This is a genomic window from Actinomadura nitritigenes (assembly GCF_017573545.1).
Classification (GTDB): domain Bacteria; phylum Actinomycetota; class Actinomycetes; order Streptosporangiales; family Streptosporangiaceae; genus Spirillospora; species Spirillospora nitritigenes.
This window is the reverse complement of record NZ_JAGEOK010000012.1, coordinates 186,384-207,306: the sequence shown is the minus strand read 5'-3', so window position 1 is coordinate 207,306 and position 20,923 is coordinate 186,384. Positions and strand designations below refer to the sequence as shown.

Below are 20,923 nucleotides of genomic sequence, written 5' to 3'. Positions count from 1 at the left end.
GACAACGCCGGCTTACGGCGGTAGATGACAAGGCGGAGCTTCGGCCGCTGGTCGGCGGGCCTTCGATGTCCCCGTCCGGTCAACGGCCAGGGTGCATGCCCCCGTTGAGGTACGGCCCAGGCGGCATCCCCTGCGCCGGATAGGGGGCGGGCGGGTACGGGCCGCCCGGGTAGGGCCCGGCCGGACGGCCACCGGCCGGGTGAGCCCCGGTCGGGTACGCACCCGCCGGGTAGGGCCCCGCCGGGTAGGGCCCCGCCGGGTAGGGGCCCGCGGGATAGGAGCCTGTCGGGTAGGGGCCGGCCGGGTAGGGGCCGGCCGGGTGAGGGCCGGGCTGCGGCGGCGGGCCTGCGGGAGGCCCCTGCCAGCCGGGCGGAGGAGGCTGGCCTGTTCCGGCCATGGCCATCGCCGGAACGGGAACAGGGGCGGCGCCGGGAGCGGGAGCCTGCGTCCAGTCCACGTGCCCGGCGCGGCGCAAGCGGCGCGCGCGACGCTGGGCCAGCCGCCATTCCTCCCGCTGGCGGCGCTCAGCGAGGACGGCGGACAGCAGGATCTCCGGGCGGATGCCCGGCGGCGGCGGAGGGCTGATCACGTCGACGACCTGCGCGGCTATGCGCTGCCCCAGGGAGTCCCGCACCTCCGGCAGCAGCTCCCAGAACCGCGCCAGGTACTGGCGGGCCGTCATCGCCAGCTCGTCCGGGAGCATGGAGATCTCCAGCGACCGCGCCCACCAGGCGAGCTGCGGGGGCATGACCGCGACGGGGCCGAGGCGGCCGGACGGGATCCGCTCCTGGATGACGATCGTCCCGGCGAACAGGTCGCCCAGGCGCTTGCCGCGCCGGTTGCAGAACGAGGTGATCAGGGCGGGCGCGCCGTAGAGCGTCCAGAACTCGATGAAGCCGGCGAGCGCGCGCACGAGCGCCTGCCGGAACCTGATCGGCCCGCCGTCGTCGGCCACGACACGGATCCGGAGGGCCATTTTCCCCAGCGTCCGCCCCCGCGACAGGGTCTCGAACGCGCACGGGTAGCCGACCAGCACGGCGACGACCGCGACCAGGGACAGCCCGACGGCCCACGCATCGTCCGCGACCAGGGCCGTCAGGCCCGTCACGTAGACGGCGAGGTTCAGCAGGATGACCTGGAACAGCAGGTCCAGCAGCAGGGCACAGCCCCGGCTGGCCAGCCGCGCGACCCGGATGTCGAGCGCGACGGCCTCGCCGGTGACGAGTTCGGCCATGTCCTGATCCTCCAATGCCGGGGCCGGTCCATTTTGCCGCCTTCGCGGGGCGAGGCGTTAGTCTCCCCGGGTGGACGTCGACGCCTATGTGGCCGCGCACAACGCCGACTGGCTACGGCTTGAGCATCTCATCAACCGCGGCCGCAGGCTGACCGGCGCGGAGGCCGACGAGCTGGTCGAGCTGTACCAGCGGACGGCCACGCACCTGTCGGTCGTCCGGTCGAGCTCGCCGGATCCGGAGCTGGTGGGGCGGCTGTCGTCGCTGGTGGCGCGCGGCCGGGCCGCGGTCGCGGGCGCCCACGCGCCGATGTGGCGCGACGTCACGAGGTTCGCGACGGTGTCGTTCCCCGCCGCCGCCTACCGGATGCGATGGTGGTGGCTGGGCAACGCGGTCCTCGGCAACCTGCTGGCGCTGGCCCTGGCGATCTGGATCGTGCACAGCCCGCACGTGCAGTCGAGCATCGGCACCCCGAACGAGATCCGCGACCTGGTCGAGCACGACTTCGCGAACTACTACACCGAGCACTCCGCCGCGTCGTTCGCCTTCAAGGTGTGGACGAACAACGCGTGGGTGTCGGCGGTCGCGCTCATCTTCGGCATCCTGCTGGGCATCCCGACCGTGTACGTGCTCCTGATGAACCAGATCAACCTCGGCGTCACGGGCGGGCTGATGTTCGCCTACGGCAAGGGCGACGTGTTCTTCGGGCTGATCCTGCCGCACGGCCTGCTGGAGCTGACCGCGGTCTACCTCGCGTGTGCGGGGGGCCTGAAGCTCGGCTGGACGGTCGTGGACCCTGGGCGCCGCCGCCGCGGGCAGGCGCTCGCCGAGGAGGGGCGCGCCGCGATCAGCATCGCGATCGGCCTCGTCGGCGTGCTGCTGGTGTCCGGGCTGATCGAGGGCTTCGTCACCGGCTGGGTGCACGTCACGTGGCTGCGCATCGCGATCGGCGTCGTCGCCGAGGCGGCGTTCCTCGGCTACGTGATCGTGCTGGGCCGCCGCGCCACCCGGCAGGGCGAGACCGGCGACGCGGAGCTGCGTCCCGATCTCGTCCCGGTCGCGGGCTGACCGGCGCCCGGCAGGGGACTTCAGCCCCGCGGAGGGCCGGCGGAGGACTTCAGCCCGGCGGAGGACCGGCGCCCTGCGGAGGAACCGCCTCATACGCTGGCGAACCGCCATCGATCGGCGCCGTGCCCGTCACGCCGGGTGACTCGTGGCCTCCGGCGGCCGCCCAGGCGCCGCTGAGCGGGCCGCTGAGCCGTTCAGAGACGTCCGGCGGCCTTGAGCGCGAGGTACGCGTCCGCGAGGGCGGGAGCGATGTCCTGGGGCGGCGCGTCCACGACCTCGACGCCGTGGGCGCGGAGCTCGGCGGTGAGCCGGCGCCGCTCGGCCCGCGCCCGCTCCGCGGCCGCCGCGTCGTACACCGCCGCGAGATCGCCGCGCCCCTCGGCCATCTCGCCGACCCGCGGGTCCGCCACGGCGGCGATCATGACCAGGTGGCGGGCCGTCAGCCGGGGCAGCAGCGGCAGCAGCCCCTCCTCGATCGCCGCGGTGTTCAGCTCGGTCAGCAGGACGACCAGGCACCGCTGCCGGACCCGCGCCATCAGCGTCGACACCATCCCCGCCGCGTCGAACTCCAGCAGCTCCGGCTCCAGCGGGGCCATCGCGTGCACCATCGCGGGCAGCAGGTCGGTACGGGACGCGCCCTCGACGCGCGCACGGACGCGCCGGTCGTAGGCGAGCAGGTCGACGCGGTCGCCGGCGCGGGACGCCAGGGCGCCCAGCAGAAGCGCCGCGTCCATGGAGCAGTCCAGGCGCGGAATGTCCCCGACCCGGCCCGCGGACGTGCGGCCGGTGTCCAGCACCAGGTAGATCCGGCGGTCGCGCTCGGGACGCCACGTCCGGACCACCACGTCCGCGCGCCGCGCGGTGGCCCGCCAGTCGATCGAGCGGACGTCGTCGCCGTCGACGTACTCGCGCAGCGAGTCGAACTCGGTCCCCTGGCCGCGGATGAGCGCGACGTGCGCGCCCGTCAGCTCCCGCAGGCGCGCCAGCTTCGCGGGCAGGTGGCGGCGCGACGGGAACGCGGGCAGCGCGCGCACCGTCCAGGGCGCGGACCGCGACAGCTGCCGGGCGGCCAGCCCCAGCGGCCCCACCGACCGGACCACGACGGTCACGGCGCGGCGGTCGCCGCGCCTCGTCGGCGTCAGCGCCATGTCGACGCGGCGGCGCTCCCCGGCGGGGACGTCCACGTGCGCCGTCCGGGGCGCGGCGGCTGCGCTGGGCGGCCACACGTCCCGCAGCCGCGCCTTGAGCCGGCGCCGGCCGAGGTTCTCCACGATCAGCGCCACATGGGCCGTCTCGCCGAGGCGGACGCTGGTGTCGCCCGACCTGTGGAAGCGCAGCGCCCGCACGTTGCCGGCCAGGGCGAGGTCCACCACGACGCCGAGCAGCAGGACGCCCCACACCGCGAGCAGCGTCCACCAGCTCGGCAGCAGGATCGGCGCGACCCCGCCGAGCAGCGCCAGCAGCCCCAGGCGTCCGGTGAGCGCCATCAGCGCGGGGCGGGGACGTGGGCGAGGATGCCCTCCAGCACCCCGTCGGCGGTCGCGCCCTCGAGCTCGGCCTCGGGGCGCAGCTGCACGCGGTGCCGGAGCGTCGGGCGGGCCAGCGCCTTCACGTCGTCCGGCGTCACGTAGTCGCGGCCGGACAGCCACGCCCACGCGCGGGAGGTGGCCAGCAGCGCGGTGGCGCCGCGCGGGGAGACGCCCAGCTGGAGCGACGGGGACTGGCGGGTGGCGCGGCACAGGTCCACGACGTACGCGGCGACCTTCGGGTCGAGGTGCACCGCCCGGACCACGGCGCGGCCCGCCGCCAGCTCCGCGGCGCCCGCCACGGCCTTCACCTCCGACAGGTCGCGGGGGTCGAACCCCGCGGCGTGCCGCTGGAGCATCCTGATCTCCTCGTCCCGGGTGGGGACGGGGACGGTCAGCTTCACCAGGAACCGGTCGAGCTGCGCCTCGGGCAGCGGGTACGTGCCCTCGTACTCGATCGGGTTCTGCGTCGCGCACACCACGAACGGGTCCGGCAGGGCGCGGGCCGTCCCCTCCACCGAGACCTGCCGCTCCTCCATGGCCTCCAGCAGCGACGCCTGCGTCTTCGGCGGGGTCCGGTTGATCTCGTCGGCGAGCAGCAGGTTGGTGAAGACCGGGCCCTCGCGGAACTCGAACTCCGCGGTCCGGTTGTCGTACACCAGGGACCCGGTCACGTCGCCCGGCATCAGGTCGGGGGTGAACTGCACGCGCTTGAAGTCGAGGTCGAGGGCCCGCGACAGCGTCTTGATGAGCAGCGTCTTGGCGGTTCCGGGCACGCCCTCCAGCAGCACGTGGCCGCGGCACAGCAGCGCGATGACGAGCCCCGTCACCACCGAGTCCTGGCCGACGACCGTCTTGGCCACCTCGCCGCGCAGGGCCGCGAGCGCCGCGCGGGCGGTCTCGGCCTGCCGCAGGGTCTCCTCGGACATGGCCCCCGCGGTGGGCCCGGCGTGGCCCGGCGCGTCGCCGGGCAGCGGGCCGGGCGCGTCGTCCTTCCCGAGGTCAACAGGGTGGTTCACGACTGGCGTACCTGCCTTTCCAGGTCGTCGAGGACGGAGGTGAGGGCGATCAGCCCGGCGTCGTCCACGGGTTCGGGACCGTACAGGGCCGCGCCGACGTACGCCTCGTCGCGGTCGGTCCGGAGGGTCACGGCCGCGACGATCTCCTGCGCGGCCGCGGGATCCTGCGCGCTGGTGCGCGGCAGGCCGAGGAGCGGGACGATGCGCTCGCGGGCGCCGGAGCGCAGCGCGTCCGAGGCCCGGTCCCGGGCGCGGCTCGCCCGGTACAGGCGCGCGCGCCCCTCCACCGTCTCCGCGGAGCGGACGACCACGGGCAGCGCCTCGGCCACCACCGGGCCGAGCCGCCGCCCCCGCCACAGCGCCACCAGGACGACCGCGACGATCAGCTCCAGGAAGAACAGCTTGACGCCGAACGGCAGCAGGTCGGTCAGCGACTCCTGCCCCGCACCGGCGCCCTCGGTGGGGAGGTCGGGGGCCAGCCACACCACGGACTGGCGCGCCCCCGCGAGGTTCATCAGCAGCGCCGCGTCGCCCTCCTCAGCGAGGTGCTGGTTGGTGAGCGGCGTGCTGGAGCCCAGCACGGTGACGGTCCTCGGACCGTCCTGCACCTGGACGAGGCGTGCCTCGTGGTCCACCGCGTAGCAGGCGACGGCGTTGCCGGACACGGCGTAGGTTTGCGACTGGCCGAAGGTCACCGCGCCCGCCAGCGTGGCGGCGGGCAGCGAGCACCCGGGCTCGCCCGTGCCGGCGAAGCTGGTGTTCTCGATCTCGACGCCCGGCGCGAGGGCCTCCAGCACCGGCGCCGTGGGCTCGACCAGCAGCAGGGCCCCTTGCGCCCCCCGCATCCGGTCGATGTCGTCCTCGGTGAGCCGCTCGCTCCGCGTCACCACCATGACGGTGCCGGGGCCGGACTGGTCGACGGCCTGAGGGGCGTGCCTCGCCACCGTGACGGGCGTCCCGTGCTGCTTGAGGATCTCCGCGAGCGCGCGCGAGCCGTCCCTCTTGGGGGAGGTGGGGTCGAGCCGTTCGGGCGAGCCGGACGGGCGCAGCGCGGCCAGGATGACCGCGATCACGGCCATCGCGAGCAGCGCCGCCACCACGCCGCGCGCCGACCGCCAGCGGCGCCCGGCGACCTGCCGGGCGGACGCCTCGCCGCCACCGCCGCTGCCTGCACCGCCGCCCGCCTCCTGCGCGCGCGCCGGCGACCGGGTCACCATCGCTGGCCTCCGTCCGGATCGTCGGCGCCGACGCCCGCGGGGGTGAGGCCGTCGGACTCCAGCGGCTTCGGACGCGCCGCGCGCAGCCGCTCGTCAAGCTCCTTGACCTGCGCGTACCGCTCGGCCGTGCCGGGACGGTCGCCGTACCAGACGTCGTCGAAGATCCGGACGCCGGCGCGCAGCGCGTCCGCCAGCTCGGGCACGGCCTCGCCCGCCTCCGCCGCCAGCTCGTCCGCCGTCCGGCCGGGCCGAGGAGCGAGCACCGCGCGCTCCTCCAGGTCGCGGGCGATGGCACGGAGCCTCTCCCGGATGGCCTCGGCCCACTGCCCCTCGGCCGCGAGCCGTTCCGCGGCGTCCCGGTGGTCGAGAGCGGTCGACGGCTTGTCCTCCAGGAGCGGGTCCTTCTTGGAGCGCGGATTGCGGCGGTCCCACATGAGCCACACGACCAGCCCCACCGCCACCAGGGCGATCACCACGATGACGACTACGGAGACCCATCCGCCGCCGCTGCCGTGCGCGTTCGGATGGGAGGCGTGGCTGAACAGGTTCTGGACCCAGTCGGAGAACCGTTCCCATACACGCTCCAGCCAGGACGGCTTGTCCCGCTGGTAGATCTGCTTGTCCAGCTCACGGCGCGCCATGTCGCGGGCCTCGTCGCGGCCAATCGGGTCGAGCGTCACCGGCGCGCCCCCGCTTCCGGTCCGGTTCCCTGCCAGGCGCCTACCGGGCGGGGCCGCCACAGGTCGATGAAGCCCTCCCCGTCGGCGCCGTCCGCCGGGCCGTCTCCACTGCCATCACTAGTGCCACTGCCGTCACTACTGCCACTGCCGTCACGGCCGGATCCGGCCGCCACCGCGGCGGCGGACCGTCCCCTCGTACGCAGGTCGAGGTCGAGCCCCTCACGGCGCATACGGCGGTCCATGTAGAGCAGCGCGATGACACCGGCGTCGAACGGCAGCACCACCGCCCAGCTGATGATCCGGCCCGCCGTGTCGACCGCCAGCGCGCCGACCGTCGAGCCGCCGTCCGAGCCGAGCCCGAAGAAGATCAGCTGGATGACCAGGAACGGGATCCGCAGAGCGAAGAACCCCATGAACACCGTGATGAGGATCGCCAGCAACAGCGTCCCGCACGTGCGGAACCACCGGCCCTTGGACAGCACCCGGGCCCGCCTGAGCGCGCCGCCCACTGTCGTACGCTCCAGCACCACCGCCGGTACGGCCAGGACCAGCAGGATGTAGGACCACACCATCAGCGCTATGCCGGCGGGGAAGCCGACGACCGCCGCCAGCGCTCCCAGCGCCGGATGCGCATTGGACGCCACCAGCAGGATGAACGGGAGGATCGGCACCACCATCGCGGCGAGCGGCACCAGCAGCACCACGGCCGCCGTTCCGGCGAGCCGGCCCAGCCGCGGCCGCGCGTCGCGCCACGCCTGCCTGGGCGCGATGGGCAGGCCCACCAGTCCCCGCCCCAGGATCGGCGCGAGCAGCCCCGACAGGACCAGGATCCCGTAGGCCGACAGCACCAGCCCCATGACGGCGAGGGTCGTCTGCGCCCCGAACGACCGCAGCAGCACCCCCGGCGTGACCTCGTCGCGCGCCTCGTTGCCGATGAAGAAGTAGGCGGCGACGGAACTCGCCACCTGGGTCACCGCGCTGAACGCCAGGGCGATGCCGAGGGCCGTGCGCGGGCGGCGCCGGATCCCGGCGATCGACCCGTCCAGCATCTCCGAGATGGACATGGGGCGGAACGGGACGTCGGCGTCCGCGTCGTCGTCCCAGCCGTCCGGTCCCGGCATGTCGGCTCCCTGCGGTCTTCGGCGGGGGGTGTCCCGGCGTGGACGGCCCATGGTGACCGCGGCCGCCGGTCAGGTCATCCTGTCACGGGCGAGCCGCCGCATATGCCGACACGGGCCCGGTCGATGCCGATCTGCGCCCTGAGAGGCGCGCACAGGGACGAAAGCTTCCGATCCTGGACAACCTGGCATGTGTTTCGGGAGTCCCGTTTACAATCCCGCCCTTGTATGAGGTGACGCATAAGGCGCGCGTAAGGCGAGCCTGCCGCCATGTCACGCCCTGGCGCGCGTCAGGGGCCGGCCACCGGACGCATGGAGGAGTCATGTACGAGGCAAACGCAGGTAACCTGGCACGCCAAGGCATATCTCTCCCTGGCGAGGTGGGGCCGGAGCATCTCACCCCACTCCACCGAACCCCGACTTTGTGACGATGAGGGCCATGAGAGGACGTGTACTGGTCGTCGACGACGATCTCGCGCTTGCCGAGATGCTCGGCATCGTGCTGAGAGGCGAGGGCTTCGAGCCTTCGTTCGTCCACGACGGCGACAAGGCGCTCGAGGCGTTCCGGGAGACCCGGCCCGACCTGGTGCTGCTGGACCTGATGCTGCCGGGCGCCGACGGTATCGACGTCTGCCGGCAGATCCGCGCCGAGTCCGGTGTGCCGATCGTCATGCTGACCGCCAAGAGCGACACCGTCGACGTCGTCCTCGGCCTCGAATCGGGCGCCGACGACTACATCGTCAAGCCGTTCAAGCCCAAGGAACTGGTCGCCCGTGTGCGCGCGCGCCTGCGCCGCACCGACGAGCCCGCTCCCGAGACCCTGCAGATAGGCGACATCACCATCGACGTGGCCGGGCACTCGGTGAAGCGCGCCGACCGGCACATCCCGCTGACCCCCCTGGAGTTCGACCTGCTCGTCGCCCTGGCCCGCAAGCCCCGCCAGGTGTTCACCCGCGAGGTCCTGCTGGAGCAGGTCTGGGGGTACCGGCACGCCGCCGACACCCGCCTGGTGAACGTCCATGTCCAGCGGCTCCGCGCCAAGATCGAGAAGGACCCGGAGCGGCCCGAGATCGTCGTCACCGTGCGCGGCGTCGGCTACAAGGCCGGGCCCGCCTGACCCCCCGGTCCAGCGCCCCTCGTGACAGCCGGAACGGCACGCCGATGACCGCCACACCGCCCCGCCCCCAGGACCCGTCGTGAAGGCCGACACGACGAGGGCGAAGCGGTTCGCGCGGCGCGGCCTGCTGGCGCTGCGGCGCGTCCTGCGCGGCACGGCCAGCCGCGCGTACATGCGGTGGCGCCGCTCCATCCAGGTACGGGTGGTCACCTCGACGCTGTTCATCTCGGCGATCGTGGTGGCCATCCTGGGCGTGTTCCTCATGCAGCAGGTGTCCACCGCCCTCATGGACGGGAAGGTCAAGGCGGCCCGTCTCCAGCTGGACGAGGGCTTGGCCCAGGTCCAGCGTGACCTGGGCAACAGCACCTCGCCCGCCGCGGAGGACGGCAGCCGCCTCAACGCCGTGGTGAACCGCCTCAAGGCGCGCAGCGGCCCGTCCGGCCTGTACGAGGTCTACATCCGCGACACCACCGCCGAGTACTTCGACGGGTACGCCACCAACGAGCTCCGTAAGGAGAGCGTCCCCAAGCGCCTCCGGGACGAGCTGAAGCACGCTCCCGCCGGAGCGCGCGCCTACACGTACGGCAAGCTCACCTATGTCGGAGGGCACCCGTCCGAACGCGGCCTCATCGTGGGCGGCAAGTCCGGCCAGTTCGAGCTGTACTACCTGTTCCCCCTGGAGCAGGAGCAGAAGACCCTCACCAACGTCAGCCGCTCCATGGTGGGCGTGGGTGTCGTCCTGGTGCTCCTCCTGGCCGCCATCGCCTCCCTGGTGACACGGCAGGTCGTCATTCCGGTGCGCTTGGCCGCGCAGGGGGCGCAGAGGCTCGCCGCAGGGCGGCTCGAAGAGCGCATGCGCGTGCGCGGGGAGGACGATCTGGCGCGCCTGGCCCGCTCCTTCAACGACATGGCCGCCAACCTCCAGGAGAAGATCGGCGAACTGGAGGACCTGTCGCAGCTGCAGCGCCAGTTCGTCTCCGACGTCTCCCACGAGCTGCGTACGCCCCTGACCACGATCAGGATCGCGGCCGACATGCTCTACGAGAACCGCGACACCTTCGACGACCCCGCCGTGGGACGGTCCGCGGAGCTCCTGCAGAGCCAGCTCGAACGGTTCGAGTCGCTGCTGGCCGACCTGCTGGAGATCAGCCGGCACGACGCCGGCGCCGCCACGCTCGACGCCGAATCGCTCGACATGCGCGACCTTGTCCTGCGCGTCGTCGGCGACATCCAGGGCCTCGCCGAGCGCAAGGGCAGCAAGGTCGTCCTCCAGCTCCCGGGCGAGCCCTGCATGGCCGAAGTGGACCGGCGCAGGGTCGAGCGCATCCTGCGCAACCTCGTCGTCAACGCCGTCGAGCACGGCGAGGGCGAGGACATCGTGGTGTCGGTGGCCGCCGACCGCGACGCCGTCGCCGTCGCCGTGCGGGACCACGGCGTCGGCCTCAAACCGGGGGAGGGGCAGATGGTCTTCGACCGCTTCTGGCGCGCGGATCCGGCTCGCGCGCGCACTACCGGCGGCACGGGGCTCGGGCTGTCCATCTCCCGGGAGGACGCGCAGCTGCACGGCGGATGGCTGCAGGCATGGGGAGAACCCGGCGTCGGCTCCCAGTTCCGCCTGTCGCTGCCCCGCGTGGCCGGAGCCGAGCTGCGCGGATCGCCCCTCCCGCTCGTCCCGCCGGGGGCAGGCGACGCGCGGCTCCTCTTCGCCGAACTGGAGGCGGGGGATTGACCGGCGACCGCCGCGAGACGCGGCGCCTCCAGTCCCGGCGGGTGCGGCCCGCCGTCGCCGTCGCCGTCGTCCTCGTCCTGTGCGTGGCCGGATGCGCCAACGTGCCCACCGGCGGGCAGGTCGTCACCGGCAAGCCCGCCGAGAAGGCCGAACGCGTGGACGACCCGTACGTCCGCCTCATCCCCGTCAGCCCGCAGGCCGACTGGGGGCCGACCCAGCTCGTCTCCGGCTTCCTCACCGCCTCCGCGAGCTTCGACGACGGCCACAAGGTCGCCAAGGAGTACCTGAGCACCCCCAACGCCTGGGATCCCGGCCTCAGGCCGTACGTCGACGTCCTGTCGAGCCGCACGGTCGACCCCCATGTGGACCAGACGTCCGCGAACCAGGCCACCGTGCACGTCACCGGCGACCAGCTCGGCACGATCGACTCCGACGGCCAGTACACGGCCGCCCCCAAGAGCGTGGAAGCCGACTTCCAGCTGGCCAAGACCCAGCAGGGCGTCTGGCGCATCACCGGGCTCCCCGGCAACGATAAGGCCGGCCTGTTCCTCACCAAGGACGACGTGGAGCGCGCCATGCGCACCGTCAACCTGTACTTCTTCGCACCTGACGAGCACACCCTCGTCCCCAACGGCATCTTCCTGCCGGTGGTGGACCGCGAGACGCTCCCCACCCAGCTCGTCCAGGCGCTCCTGTCGGGCCCCACGTCGTGGCTCAACGGGGCCGTGCAGAGCGCGTTCCCCAAGGGGACCAGGCTGCGCGGCGGCAGCGTCCGCATCGACAAGGACGTCGCGATCGTCGACCTCAGCCAGGAGGCCCGCGACGGCAACGTGGAACGCATGTCGGCCCAGCTCAGCTGGACGCTGCGGCAGCTCTCGGAGATCAAACGCTGGCGGCTGGAGATCGAGGGCGAGACCGTGACGCCCCAGGGCTCCGACGCCACGCAGTCCGTCCACTCCTGGGACGGGAACTCCCCGGACGGCCAGGACCCCGACGAGCAGATCCGCCAGACCGCCTACGTCGCCGGCACCGCCGGATTCCTCGGCACCCTCCAGGGCGACCGCGCCCAACCCGTCGTCACGGGTGCCGCCGGACGGCTGTCCCACCCCGCCGTATCACCGAACTACCAGGAGCTGGCGGGGCTCAGCACGGACGGCAGCCAGCTCGTCACCGCCGGACCCGTCGCGGGCAGCCCGGCCATTCACGTCCTGCTGAACGCCCATAAGGGCGCGCGCTTCACCGCGCCCTCATGGAGCCGCGACGGCACCCTGTGGACGGTCGAGAGCACCCGGAAGGCGTCGTGGCTGTGGGTCCGCCGTCCCGGCAAGGCGCCGGTGAAGGCCGGTCACTGGGGGCTCGGCGGACGGCAGGTTCTGGCGTTCCGCGTATCGCGCGACGGCGTCCGCGCCGCCGTCATCGTCGGGATCGACGGGCGCCCCGAGGTCCAGATGGGCCGGATAGCCACCGCTCCTGACGGGTCCTTGGACGTGGGTTCGTTCCTGCCCGTCTCGTCCGAGCTCCAGGACGCGGTCGACCTGGCGTGGCGCGACTACGACACCCTCGCCGTCCTCGGCCGCGCCAAGCGCGACTCCCAGACGCTGCCGTACCTGATGCCCGTGAGCGGGAGCGCCATCACGTCCCTGGGCGTCGGTGCGCTCGGCGAGCCGCGCACCATCGCCGCGGCTCCGGGGTCCCCGGTCCTCATCGGGACCTGGTCGTCGGGCAAGGATCAGGTGTGCCGCCAGCGCCCGCCCGTCACCTCGTACAGCCAGTGGATCTGCCCGACGGCGGCACGGGACCCCAGCTACGCGCACTGAGCCCGGGACCGCGGCCTCGCGGCGCGGTTATCCACAATTCGGCGAAGGGGTTCCGGCCGCCGGACCCGGCGGCCATCGTCGAGGCCATGGGCTTCTTCGGCGATCTGATCGACTTCCTGCTCCCCGAGATCTGCGCCGGCTGCGGCGGTGAGCCCGGCCTGCTGTGCGGCTCCTGCGCCGCGCCGCTGTACGGGCCCGCCAGGCCGGCGCGTCCGGCGCCCCCGGGCCTCCCGCCTCCGTGGACGGTCGCCGCGTACGAGGGCGCCGTCCAGAAGATCTTCTCGGCCTACAAGGAGCACGGGAGGACGGCGCTGGCCACCCCGATCGGGGAGGCGCTGGCCAAAGCGGTGGACGCGGCCCTGCCAGAGCCGCGGGCGCTCGGCCCGCCGCGCGGGCCTGGTCCGCCGGGCGGGGCCTCGGCGGCTTCGGTGGCCTCGGCGGAGCCTATGCCCATCGTGTGGGTCCCGTCGCGCCGCGGAGCGGTACGGCGGCGCGGGCACGACCCCATGAGGCAGGCCGTGGCGGTGGCCGTGCACCGGTTGCGGGCGGGCGGCGTTCCGGTCGTCGCGCTGGGCGGGCTGCGCCAGTGCCGGCGGGTCGCCGACCAGGCCGGGCTGGGGGCGAAGGCGCGCCGGGACAACCTGAACGGCGCGCTGGAGGCGGTCGCGGGGGCGCCTCTCGCCGGGCGACGGGTCGTCCTGGTCGACGATGTGGTCACCACCGGCGCCTCGCTGTCCGAGGCGGCACGCGCCCTCCGAGCGGCGGGCGCGGACGTCGCGGCAGCGGCAACCGTGGCGGCGACCCCGCTGCGCCGGACATGGTGATCGCGCCGTGCCGTGACGGCCGCGCCGTGCCGGGCGCGATCGCGACGCCCGTGCCGCACCGGGTGGTGATCGTGACGGCCGTGCCGCGCGGGGGGTGATCGTGACGACCGGCGTTGCGCCGAGGGCGGTGATCGTGACGGCCGCGCCGTGCCAGGGGTGCTGACCGTGATGGCCGTGCCGGGGGTGGTGATCGTGACGGCCGGTGCTGCGCCAGGGACGGTGACTTTCTTCACGTCGGTGATCCGGGAAGGCAGCTAGCTACCTAACGTAGCCGCGTCCGAAGGCGGCGGCGGGCGCCGGTCGGCGGTCGAAGGGGAAATTCGGGTCACATCGCCTCATGACGGGAGTAGAGATTTCCCAAACTCTCCCGGCGGAGAGGAGGGCCTGACTTGGGCGCCACGAGAGCCCGAACCGCCCTGCACCAGGGGCCTCCGGGGCCTCTCGGGCCCGGCGGGAGCGGGGCCGGGGACGGCGCAGCGGCGGCTCTCGATGACGTTCAGTGAGTTTTTCCTCCCCTCACCCCCCTGACATTCGTGGCGTAAGGGGTTAGCGTTCCTGACATGGCACCCGCCCGGGTCCGTGGTTGCGTCGGATCGCAGTGCTCGTCAGGAGCACGGCAGACGATCCGGCTAGCCGATGCCAGGCGCAGGCGAAACGGCCCACGTAAGGCGACTTCTCGTCGACCGATCACGGTGCGCCTTAGAGGTAAGTCCTGCCCCGTCGAGGGATCCGACATCCCCCGAACCGGGAGAAGGGCAGTAGTGGCGAGAGCGCCGCGAGCCCCTCAGCAGGCGGATGTGGGGACGAAGACCAGGTCGGCCGGGCGGGTGCGACCCACCGTGCTGTGGTGCCCGTACGGGGCCATCAGGGGTCCCGGACCGGGCGTGAATCGCAACCGGGAGAAGGGGGGTCCCGCGTGGACATCATCGTGAAGGGCCGACACACCGAGATCAACGACAGGTTCCGTCGGCACGTCGACAGCAAGCTGGCCAAGATCGAGCGGCTCGACCAGAAGGTCATCCGCGTGGACGTGGAGGTGTCCGAGGAACGCAACCCGCGGCTCGCCGACCAGCGCGAACGAGTGGAGCTCACGATCCGCTCCCGCGGTCCGGTGATCCGGGCCGAGGCCGCCGCCGACGACCGCTACGGCGCGCTCGACCTGGCGCTCGACAAGCTGGAGTCGCGGCTGCGCCGCGACTGCGGGCGCCGCAAGGCGCACGGCGGCAAGGGCCGCGCCAAGATCGCCACGATGGAACCGCTCCCCGAACCGGCGCCGATGCCCGAGCCCGCGTCCAGCGGCGCGCGCACGGCCACGGCGGTCGCCGAGGAGGAGGAGACCGGCGCCGCGCGGGCCGGGGATCGGGTCGACGAGAGCATCGTCCCGATCCCGATGGAGGGCGACGGGCCCGTCGTCGTCCGCGAGAAGTTCCACAAGGCAGAGCCGATGGGCATCGAGCAGGCGCTCTTCGAGATGGAGCTCGTGGGGCACGACTTCTTCCTCTACCGCGACAAGGCCACCGGGCACCCCTCGGTCGTCTACCGCCGCAGGGGCTGGGACTACGGAGTGATCAGGCTCGTCGAGGGGTGAGGAGCAGCGCTCGGCGGCGTCCGGGCGACGCCGGGATCGGCACGGCGCCGGCCGGCCCGCGCACCCCGCGGGGCGACGCGGGGCGTCCGGGCCGGCCGGCGTTCCGGATTTTGTCAGGAGACGTCGGCCCCGCGAGACGCTGGGAACGGCGGAAAACCCCGTAACGTAGGGGCTGAGGGGCGTTGCCGCGCCGGCGTCACGCCGGTGCGGCCCCGACCCCGTTCGTCCCGGGGGCCACCCCGGACCCCGCGAAGAACTCCGGGGGCGACCCTGGAGCCCGACCCTCCGGTAGTTTCAGATCACTGACAGTGAAGGGGGGAAGCGGCGTCTCCTCCACGCCGCGACTCAGGTGAGCGAGAATCCCGAGGCTCGCGAAGCCGTGACGGTGCCCCGGCAGGGCGGCGCCGCCGCCACCCCCGCCGAGCGGCGGGCCGCGCGGCCGGGCGATGCGGCCGACCCGATCCGCGTGCTCATCGTCGACGACCACGCGCTGTTCCGCAGAGGCCTGGAGATGGTGCTGCAGGCCGAGGACGACATCGAGGTCATCGGCGAGGGCGGCGACGGTCACGAGGCGGTCGAGATGGCCGGCGACCTGCTGCCCGACGTGGTGCTGATGGACATCCGGATGCCCCGCCGCAGCGGCATCGAGGCGTGCACGGCGATCAAGGACGCCGCGCCCAGCGCCAAGATCGTGATGCTGACGATCAGCGACGAGGAGGAGGACCTCTTCGAAGCGATCAAGGCCGGGGCCAGCGGCTACCTGCTCAAGGAGATCTCGATCGACGAGGTCCCGCAGGCGGTCCGCGCGGTGCACGGCGGGCAGTCGCTGATCAGCCCGTCGATGGCGTCCAAGCTGATCACCGAGTTCGCCTCGCTCGCCAAGCGGAGCGAGGAGCGCACCCAGCAGGTCCCCGCGCCCCGCCTCACCGAGCGCGAGATGGAGGTGCTCCGGCTCGTCGCGCGCGGCCTCGGCAACCGGGAGATCGCGCGGGAGCTCTTCATCTCCGAGAACACGGTGAAGAACCACGTCCGCAACATCCTCGAGAAACTCCAGCTCCACTCGCGCATGGAAGCGGTCGTCTACGCCGTCCGCGAGAAGCTCCTCGAGATCACCTGAGCTGTCGGGTTACCGGCAATGTGGTTTTGTCGGTGTTGTGGCCTAGCATGCGGGCGTGGTCGAGGCAGAGCTCAGCGCGGACGAGGCACGGCGGCTCCAGTTGCGCGCCCAGGGGTTCCTGGGCGCGCGGCCGAGGGGCGGGGTGACGGGCATGCTGGAACGGCTGGGGGCCGTCCAGCTCGACACGATCTCGGTGCTGGCCCGGTCCCACGAGCTGGTGCCGTACGCGCGCCTGGGGCCGGTCGGGCGCGGCGCGATCGAGACCGCCTACTGGGGGAACGGCTCGTTCGGCACCTTCGAGTACTGGGCGCACGCGGCGTCGATCCTGCCCATGCGCGACTGGCCGCTGTTCGCGTTCCGCCGCCGCGCCTACCTGCGGCGGGGCTGGCGCTGGCACAAGGTGCCCGAGGGCGTGTGCGACGAGATCCGCGCCCGGCTGCGCTCCGACGGCCCGCTGACCACGAAGGAGCTCGGCGGCGCCAAGGCCAGCGCCGAATGGTGGGACTGGAGCGAGCACAAGATCGGCATCGAGTGGCTGCTCGACATCGGCGAGGCCGTGTGCGTCGAGCGGGTCGGCTGGCGGCGGGTCTACGACCTCGCGGAACGGGCCGTCCCCGCGGAACTGCTCGCGCAGGACCCCGATGACGACGCGTGCCTGACGGCCCTCGTCGCTCGGGCGGGGCGGGCTCTCGGCGTGGCGACGCGGGGCGACCTCGCCGACTACTACCGGCTCAAGCAGGACCAGGTGGCCGCCGTCGTCGAGGCGGCCGGGCTGGTCCCGGTCACGGTGGCCGGCTGGCGGCAGCCGGCCTGGGCCGACCCGGAGGCCCTCGCCGCACCGGCGCGGGGACGCCACGCCACCACACTGCTGTCCCCGTTCGACTCGCTGGTGTGGGACCGGGCGCGGGCGTCCCGGATGTTCGGGTTCGACCACCGGCTGGAGGCGTACGTCCCCAAGGCCAAGCGCGTCCACGGCTACTTCGCGATGCCGCTGCTGGCCGGCGGGCGGCTGCTCGGGCGGGTCGACCCGGCGCGGGAGGGCGGCACGCTCGTCGCCCGCCAGGTGTCGTTCGAACCGTGGGCGACCCGGACCGCCGGCCGCGCCGAGGCGTCGGCCGCGTCGCTGGCCACGGCGCTGTGGCGGGCGGCGGCGTGGGTCGGCTGCGACGACGTCCGCGTCGAACGGATCGTCCCGGACGGTGTCGACCGCGCCCTCGTCGACGCCGCCGTCAAGGCCGGCCCTGCCTGATCGGCCCTGCCTGATCGGCCCGGCTCGACTGTGCGGTCGCCGTTCGGCGGTGCTCGGCGGGGCGGCGGGCCCATTCCGGCGGTCCGAAACGGGCGGTTCGCCGCACGGATTCCGATTCCCGGAATGAGGCGGTTCGCCGCCGAAGATGCGAACGCGCCCGGCTCGCGGGGAGCCGGGCGCGCTGGGGCCGTCGGTCAGCCGTGGGGGGTCTGCTGGGGGTCGGTGGCGGTGGGAAGGTCGAGGACCTCGCCGGCCTCGCCGCCGCGCCGCTTCTTGCTGCGCGAACCGAAGAGCGTGTAGTCGACGATCTCCGGGATCACCCGCGGGGCGTCCAGCACCACGTCGGAGAACAGGTGGACGACCCAGCTGGCCAGCAGGCCGAGGACGATGATCCCGACGCCGACCCAGAACAAGATCCACGTGGGGCCGTTGCAGAGCGCGACACCGCCCACCACGAAGCCGATGAAGATGACCGTGACGGCGGCCCAGGAACTCGGCCGGCCGGCGTGGGACCCGTGCGACTCTCCGGACATTGCGCCTCCCCTCCGATGGTGCATGAGATCTTCTCCCGGACCCCGTGCGTCAAACGGGCGGACCGTGGATTGCGCTGCGGAGTGACCTAGACCATTCTGGGTCTCGCCTACGATGGGCATCGTACGAGTGGTGTGCGTGCCGCCGGGAGCGGTGAACCACGATCTGCAAGGAGCCTTCGAGAGTGCCGCCAGTCATCGACAAGATCCTTCGTGCGGGCGAAGGAAAAATTCTGCGCAAGCTCAAGAAGCTCGCGGATCAGGTCAACTCGATCGAAGAAGACTTCGTCGACATGTCCGACGCCGAGTTGCGTGAGCTGACCGACAAGTACCGCGAGCGCATCGCCGAGGGCGAGTCCCTGGACGACTTGCTCCCCGAGGCGTTCGCGACCGCACGCGAGGCCGCCAAGCGGGTCCTCGGCCAGCGCCACTACGACGTCCAGATCATGGGCGGCGCGGCGCTGCACCTGGGCAACATCGCGGAGATGAAGACCGGTGAGGGCAAGACCCTGACCTGTGTCCTCCCGGCGTACCTGAACGCCCTGTCCGGCGACGGCGTGCACGTGGTCACGGTGAACGACTACCTGGCCAAGCGCGACGCCGAGTGGATGGGCCGCGTCCACCAGTTCCTCGGCCTCGAGGTCGGCGTCATCCTCCCGCAGATGACCCCGGACGAGCGCCGGGTGGCCTATAGCGCCGACATCACCTACGGCACGAACAACGAGTTCGGGTTCGACTACCTGCGCGACAACATGGCGTGGAGCCTGGAGGAGTGCGTCCAGCGGGGGCACAACTTCGCGATCGTGGACGAGGTCGACTCGATCCTCATCGACGAGGCCCGGACGCCGCTGATCATCTCCGGCCCGGCCGAGCAGAACTCCAAGTGGTACTCGGAGTTCGCCAAGATCGTCCCGCGGCTGAAGCGGGCCGAGCTGGTCAGCACCGCCGGGCAGGTCGACGAGTACGGCCCGGGCGACTACGAGGTGAACGAGAAGAAGCGCACGGTCGGCATCACCGAGTCCGGCGTGGAGAAGGTCGAGGACTACCTCGGCATCGACAACCTCTACGACTCGGTGAACACGCCGCTGGTGAGCTTCCTCAACAACGCGCTGAAGGCCAAGGAGCTGTACAAGCGCGACAAGGACTACGTCGTCATGAACGGTGAGGTCCTGATCGTCGACGAGTTCACCGGCCGCATCCTGCACGGCCGCCGCTACAACGAGGGCATGCACCAGGCCATCGAGGCCAAAGAGGGCGTGGCGATCAAGGACGAGAACCAGACGCTCGCCACGATCACCCTGCAGAACTACTTCCGCCTCTACGGCAAGCTGTCCGGGATGACCGGTACCGCCGAGACCGAGGCGGCGGAGTTCAACAAGACCTACAAGATCGGCGTGGTGCCGATCCCGACGAACAAGCCGATGATCCGCCAGGACGTGGCGGACGTCGTCTACAAGACCGAGCAGGCCAAGTTCGAGGCCGTGGTCGACGACATCGCCGAGCGCCACGAGAAGGGCCAGCCGGTCCTGGTCGGCACGACGTCGGTGGAGAAGTCCGAGAAGCTGAGCAAGATGCTCAAGCGGCGCGGCATCCCGCACCAGGTGCTGAACGCCAAGCACCACGAGCAGGAGTCGGCGATCGTCGCGGAGGCGGGCCGCAAGGGCGGCGTCACCGTCGCGACGAACATGGCGGGCCGCGGCACCGACATCATGCTCGGCGGCAACCCCGACTTCCGCGCTGACCTGGAGCTGCACCAGCGCGGCCTGTCGCCGCTCGAGACTCCGGAGGAGTACGAGGCGGCCTGGCCGGAGGCGCTGGAGAAGGCCAAGGAGGCCGTGAAGGGCGAGCACGAGGAGGTCGTCGAGATCGGCGGCCTGTACGTGCTCGCGACCGAGCGGCACGAGTCGCGGCGCATCGACAACCAGCTGCGCGGCCGGTCCGGCCGGCAGGGCGACCCGGGCGAGTCCCGGTTCTACCTGTCGCTGGAGGACGACCTCATGCGGCTGTTCAACTCGGCCCGGGTCGAGGCGATCATGACGCGCCTGAACATCCCGGACGACGTGCCGATCGAGTCCAAGATCGTGTCGAACGCGATCAGGTCGGCGCAGAGCCAGGTCGAGCAGCAGAACTTCGAGATGCGCAAGAACGTCTTGAAGTACGACGAGGTGCTGAACCGGCAGCGCAAGGTCATCTACGCCGAGCGCCGCAAGGTGCTGGAGGGCGAGGACCTGCACGACCAGGTCCGCCGGATGATCGACGAGGTCGTCGCGGGCTACGTCGCGGGCGCCACCAACGAGGGCTTCGCCGAGGACTGGGACCTCGAGAAGCTGTGGAAGGCGTTCAAGCAGCTGTACCCGATCAGCCTCACCGTCGACGAGCTGGTCGAGGACGAGGCCGACGGCGACATCTCGGGCCTGGACGCGGAGACGCTCGCCGAGAAGATCCGCGACGACGCGCAGGCGGCCTACGACAAGCGCGAGGAGGAGCTCGGCCCCGAGGTCATGCGGGAGCTGGAGCGCCGGGTCGTGCTGTCGGTGCTGGACCGCAAGTGGCGCGAGCACCTGTACGAGATGGACTACCTGCAGGAGGGCATCGGACTGCGGGCCATGGCGCAGCGCGACCCGCTGGTGGAGTACCAGCGCGAGGGCTACGACATGTTCAACGCGATGCTCGACGGCATCAAGGAGGAGTCGGTCGGCTACCTGTTCAACCTCGAGGTCGAGGTGGAGGAGCAGCCGGAGGCCCCGCAGGTGGGCGCGAAGCCGGTGTCGGTCGCCAAGACCGCGCCGGCCGCGGGCGCCGGTGAGGAGCCGTCCGACACCGTCCCGGTGGAGGCCGAGGAGGAGCCGGTCATCCACGCCAAGGGCCTCGACGAGCCGAAGCGTCCGAAGAAGCTGGACTACTCGGCGCCCACCGTCGACGGCGAGGGCGGCGTGGAGCACCACACCGAGGAGACGGAGGACGAGTACGCGGGCGTGAACCGCAACGACCCGTGCCCCTGCGGCTCCGGCAAGAAGTTCAAGCGCTGCCACGGCGACCCGCGCAGCAAGAAGTAGCAGGTCGGCGCGCTGACGAGGCGGCCTCCCGGACAT

Annotated in this window: 16 protein-coding genes; 9 read left to right on the top strand and 7 right to left on the bottom strand. The window is 72.3% G+C overall.

The window, feature by feature from the left end; all coding sequences use genetic code 11:
* Window positions 1–79: 79 nt before the first annotated feature.
* Entirely contained in the window at window positions 80–1,234 is a 1,155-nt protein-coding gene (locus J4557_RS20305) for an RDD family protein (protein WP_208268292.1), read from the bottom strand.
* 70 nt (window positions 1,235–1,304) lie between these two features.
* On the opposite strand from J4557_RS20305, the gene J4557_RS20300 reads away from it, so the two are divergent.
* A complete protein-coding gene (locus J4557_RS20300; RefSeq protein WP_208268291.1) occupies window positions 1,305–2,300 on the top strand; it encodes a stage II sporulation protein M in 996 nt (331 codons plus the stop codon).
* A 194-nt stretch (window positions 2,301–2,494) separates the two neighbouring features.
* Here the strand turns inward: J4557_RS20300 and J4557_RS20295 are convergent, their stop codons facing one another.
* The 5 genes from J4557_RS20295 to J4557_RS20275 all read right to left on the bottom strand — a co-directional run bounded on the left by J4557_RS20295 (window position 2,495) and on the right by J4557_RS20275 (window position 7,863).
* Complete coding sequence (locus tag J4557_RS20295; protein WP_208268290.1) at window positions 2,495–3,787, bottom strand: DUF58 domain-containing protein; 1,293 nt, start codon at window positions 3,785–3,787, stop codon at window positions 2,495–2,497.
* Window positions 3,787–4,755 carry an AAA family ATPase gene (locus J4557_RS20290; RefSeq protein WP_208268375.1) on the bottom strand — a complete coding sequence of 323 codons (969 nt, stop codon included), beginning with the start codon at window positions 4,753–4,755 and terminating at the stop codon, window positions 3,787–3,789. The genes J4557_RS20295 and J4557_RS20290 overlap by 1 nt, the downstream gene beginning before the upstream one ends.
* An 86-nt stretch (window positions 4,756–4,841) precedes the next feature.
* On the bottom strand, window positions 4,842–6,062 hold the full coding sequence (locus J4557_RS20285) for a DUF4350 domain-containing protein (protein WP_208268289.1): 1,221 nt from the start codon (window positions 6,060–6,062) through the stop codon (window positions 4,842–4,844).
* Complete coding sequence (locus J4557_RS20280; RefSeq protein WP_208268288.1) at window positions 6,056–6,742, bottom strand: DUF4129 domain-containing protein; 687 nt, start codon at window positions 6,740–6,742, stop codon at window positions 6,056–6,058. The genes J4557_RS20285 and J4557_RS20280 overlap by 7 nt, the downstream gene beginning before the upstream one ends.
* Window positions 6,739–7,863: a hypothetical protein gene (locus J4557_RS20275; RefSeq protein ID WP_208268287.1), complete on the bottom strand. Its 1,125-nt coding sequence runs from the start codon at window positions 7,861–7,863 to the stop codon at window positions 6,739–6,741. The genes J4557_RS20280 and J4557_RS20275 overlap by 4 nt, the downstream gene beginning before the upstream one ends.
* Window positions 7,864–8,299: 436 nt before the next feature.
* Here J4557_RS20275 and mtrA point away from each other — a divergent pair, with 436 nt between their 5' ends.
* From mtrA to J4557_RS20240, 7 genes are all read left to right on the top strand, one after another.
* Window positions 8,300–8,977, top strand: coding sequence for an MtrAB system response regulator MtrA (gene mtrA / locus J4557_RS20270; RefSeq protein WP_151538627.1), 678 nt, complete (start codon window positions 8,300–8,302; stop codon window positions 8,975–8,977).
* Window positions 8,978–9,056: 79 nt separating this feature from the next.
* The gene (mtrB, locus tag J4557_RS20265) at window positions 9,057–10,706 is read left to right on the top strand and encodes an MtrAB system histidine kinase MtrB (RefSeq protein ID WP_372442506.1); all 1,650 of its coding nucleotides are present in this window, start codon (window positions 9,057–9,059) and stop codon (window positions 10,704–10,706) included.
* Window positions 10,703–12,523 carry an LpqB family beta-propeller domain-containing protein gene (locus J4557_RS20260; protein ID WP_243776065.1) on the top strand — a complete coding sequence of 607 codons (1,821 nt, stop codon included), beginning with the start codon at window positions 10,703–10,705 and terminating at the stop codon, window positions 12,521–12,523. The genes mtrB and J4557_RS20260 overlap by 4 nt, the downstream gene beginning before the upstream one ends.
* Window positions 12,524–12,609: 86 nt before the next feature.
* The gene (locus tag J4557_RS20255) at window positions 12,610–13,347 is read left to right on the top strand and encodes a ComF family protein (protein ID WP_208268286.1); all 738 of its coding nucleotides are present in this window, start codon (window positions 12,610–12,612) and stop codon (window positions 13,345–13,347) included.
* A gap of 916 nt (window positions 13,348–14,263) precedes the next feature.
* Window positions 14,264–14,935: a ribosome hibernation-promoting factor, HPF/YfiA family gene (hpf, locus tag J4557_RS20250; RefSeq protein ID WP_208268285.1), complete on the top strand. Its 672-nt coding sequence runs from the start codon at window positions 14,264–14,266 to the stop codon at window positions 14,933–14,935.
* A 385-nt stretch (window positions 14,936–15,320) separates the two neighbouring features.
* On the top strand, window positions 15,321–16,052 hold the full coding sequence (locus J4557_RS20245) for a response regulator (protein ID WP_151538674.1): 732 nt from the start codon (window positions 15,321–15,323) through the stop codon (window positions 16,050–16,052).
* Window positions 16,053–16,107: 55 nt separating this feature from the next.
* A complete protein-coding gene (locus tag J4557_RS20240) occupies window positions 16,108–17,301 on the top strand; it encodes a winged helix-turn-helix domain-containing protein (protein ID WP_307800094.1) in 1,194 nt (397 codons plus the stop codon).
* A gap of 194 nt (window positions 17,302–17,495) precedes the next feature.
* On the opposite strand, the gene J4557_RS20235 is transcribed toward J4557_RS20240, so the two are convergent.
* Window positions 17,496–17,834, bottom strand: a complete 339-nt coding sequence (locus tag J4557_RS20235; protein WP_208268284.1) for an HGxxPAAW family protein — start codon at window positions 17,832–17,834, stop codon at window positions 17,496–17,498.
* Between the two features lie 182 nt (window positions 17,835–18,016).
* Here J4557_RS20235 and secA point away from each other — a divergent pair, with 182 nt between their 5' ends.
* The gene (gene secA / locus J4557_RS20230) at window positions 18,017–20,887 is read left to right on the top strand and encodes a preprotein translocase subunit SecA (RefSeq protein ID WP_208268283.1); all 2,871 of its coding nucleotides are present in this window, start codon (window positions 18,017–18,019) and stop codon (window positions 20,885–20,887) included.
* Window positions 20,888–20,923: the final 36 nt, after the last annotated feature.

Excerpts from the sequence above, each read along its gene's own strand:
- J4557_RS20305 (WP_208268292.1), bottom strand. The coding sequence starts at position 1,234 with ATGGCCGAACTCGTCACCGGCGAGGCCGTCGCGCTCGACATCCGGGTC.
- J4557_RS20295 (WP_208268290.1), bottom strand. The coding sequence starts at position 3,787 with ATGGCGCTCACCGGACGCCTGGGGCTGCTGGCGCTGCTCGGCGGGGTC.
- J4557_RS20290 (WP_208268375.1), bottom strand. The coding sequence starts at position 4,755 with ATGTCCGAGGAGACCCTGCGGCAGGCCGAGACCGCCCGCGCGGCGCTC.
- J4557_RS20285 (WP_208268289.1), bottom strand. The coding sequence starts at position 6,062 with ATGGTGACCCGGTCGCCGGCGCGCGCGCAGGAGGCGGGCGGCGGTGCA.
- J4557_RS20275 (WP_208268287.1), bottom strand. The coding sequence starts at position 7,863 with ATGCCGGGACCGGACGGCTGGGACGACGACGCGGACGCCGACGTCCCG.
- mtrA (WP_151538627.1), top strand. The coding sequence starts at position 8,300 with ATGAGAGGACGTGTACTGGTCGTCGACGACGATCTCGCGCTTGCCGAG.
- J4557_RS20255 (WP_208268286.1), top strand. The coding sequence starts at position 12,610 with ATGGGCTTCTTCGGCGATCTGATCGACTTCCTGCTCCCCGAGATCTGC.
- J4557_RS20235 (WP_208268284.1), bottom strand. The coding sequence starts at position 17,834 with ATGTCCGGAGAGTCGCACGGGTCCCACGCCGGCCGGCCGAGTTCCTGG.